Origin of the sequence: Nocardia sp. NPDC060220, assembly GCF_042727815.1 — a bacterium.
Lineage (GTDB): Bacteria > Actinomycetota > Actinomycetes > Mycobacteriales > Mycobacteriaceae > Nocardia.
Genome location: NZ_JBHWZY010001242.1, coordinates 1 through 1496 on the forward strand (window position 1 = coordinate 1; position 1496 = coordinate 1496).

The 1496-nt window shown below is 67.6% G+C and carries 2 protein-coding genes; one reads left to right on the plus strand and one right to left on the minus strand.

Annotation, left to right across the window (positions count from 1 at the left end):
• Nucleotides 1-16: 16 nt before the first annotated feature.
• Nucleotides 17-1132, plus strand: coding sequence for a serine hydrolase domain-containing protein (locus tag ACFWF3_RS35675; RefSeq protein WP_379318551.1), 1116 nt, complete (start codon nucleotides 17-19; stop codon nucleotides 1130-1132).
• 63 nt (nucleotides 1133-1195) lie between these two features.
• Here ACFWF3_RS35675 and ACFWF3_RS35680 read toward each other — a convergent pair.
• Nucleotides 1196-1496: hypothetical protein (locus tag ACFWF3_RS35680; RefSeq protein ID WP_379318553.1), on the minus strand; the 301-nt coding region annotated here is incomplete at its 5' end.

Genomic DNA, 1496 nt, shown 5'->3' on the forward strand with positions numbered 1-1496 from the left:
TTCCTACCGTTCGATCATGCGTTTTCGAACCCTCACTGTGCCGATATTCGCCGTCGCGCTGGGCTTGTCCGCCTGCACGACCAGCACTGCTGATCCCCTCGCCTCGGCTCGTGTGGACAGCGTGCGCGGCGACCTCCATGCGATAGTCGGCTCCGGTGCCGTCGGAGCCATCGCCACGCTGACCGCGCACGAAGCCGACACCGTTATCGGTTCCGGACTGGCCGACGCGGGCGCGGCGACCCCGATCGGAACCGATGTTCCCCAACATGTCCGGGTCGGCAGTGTCACCAAGTCGTTCACCGCCGCGATCGTGTTGCAGCTGGTGGCCGAACACCGCGTCGACCTCGACAGGCCCGTCGACACGTATCTGCCCGGATTGCTCACCGGTGCGGGCGTGGACGGGCGCGCGATCACCGTCCGCCAGATCCTGGGCCACCGAAGCGGCCTGCCCGAGCCGGCCCGCTCCCCGGAGCTCGACGAACACGAAGCGGCGAAGAACGGCCGCACCTTCACCCCGGCTCAGGAGGTCGCCCTGGCCCTGGAACATCCGGCGAAGTTCGCGCCCGGCGGCCGGTTCGAGTACGCCAACATCAACTACATCGTCGCGGGCATGCTGATCGAAGCCGTGACCGGGCATCGCTACACCGACGAACTGCGCGACCGCATCCTGACACCGCTCGGCCTGTCGAATACCTACCTGCCCGCCACCGGCGAAACCGGTCTCCGTCAACCGCATCCGACCGGCTACACCACCGTCGACGGGACACTCACCGACACGACCCTGATGGAGCCGTCGGTGCCGTGGGCATCGGGCGCGCTGGTGAGCACCGGCGCCGATGTGAATCGGTTCTTCCTCGCGCTGCTGGCCGGTCGGGTCGTGCCCCAACCCCAACTCGCGCAGATGCTCGACGGCATCGACATGGGCAACGGTGACGGCAGGTCCTACGGTCTCGGCCTCGGGTACACCCAGCTGCCGTGCGGTGCGCAGTATGTCGGCCACATCGGCGGCATCCCCGGCTTCTCCACTGTCGCCGGTGCCACGGGGTCCGGCCTCGCGGTCACCATCGCCTATACCGGCACATCGTCGTCTGTCGATCTCGGCGGGATGCTCACCCACGCGCTGTGCGACTGAATCCTTCGCCTGGTCGGGGCGCCGACCGCCGCGCAGCAAGGTCGAGGTGACGCCGCGACGCCGTCAACGCGGAAATGGCACACGCTGCAAGTCGGCACCGGGTGCATCAACGATCGCGTCACGGCATCGTTCGCTCACCGTCCGCAGCGCCGCGACGAGCTCAGGCGGGTCGGTGACCGTGAATCCGATGTCCAGGGCGGTGATCATCCAGGTCGCGAGGTGGTCCAGCTTGAAGAGGTTCTCCAGCTGGTCCGGGTCGGCCTCGTTGTTCTCCAGGCCGGTGATCAGCGTCAGCTGGCCCTCGATGAGGGACTGGTTGCGGCGCGAGAGGTTGGTGAAGATCGCGTTGACGTTGCCCCGCAGC